The sequence below is a fragment of the Actinocrinis puniceicyclus genome (assembly GCF_018283645.1).
Taxonomy (GTDB): domain Bacteria; phylum Actinomycetota; class Actinomycetes; order Streptomycetales; family Catenulisporaceae; genus Actinocrinis; species Actinocrinis puniceicyclus.
Genome location: NZ_JAGSXH010000418.1, coordinates 1 through 294, shown reverse-complemented (window position 1 = coordinate 294; position 294 = coordinate 1). Strand labels below are relative to the sequence as shown.

General features: G+C 65.3%; 1 protein-coding gene. It reads right to left on the bottom strand.

Annotated elements, in window-relative coordinates; genetic code table 11:
* On the bottom strand, positions 1–294 hold a 294-nt coding region (locus KGA66_RS29550), incomplete at both ends, for a ricin-type beta-trefoil lectin domain protein (RefSeq protein WP_211472954.1).

Genomic DNA, 294 nt, shown 5'->3' with positions numbered 1-294 from the left:
CGGTCACGTCCAGGCAGAGCCCTGACTGCACACCGGTGACGGTGCCGTTGGAGTTGAGGTTCCACTGCTGGTTGGTCTGGCCGTTGCAGGAGTAGACGATCACCTTCGTGCCCGCGGTCGTGCCCTTACCGTTCGCGTCCAGGCACAGGGTGCTGCCGCCCACGCTCAGGGTCAGCTCGTTGGAGGAGTTGTGCGTCCAGGTCTGGTTCGCCGCACCGTTGCAGGTGTAGATCTGCTGCTGGGTGCCCAGCGTCGTGGTGCTGTTCGGGTCGTCCAGGCACTTGCCCGCACCCA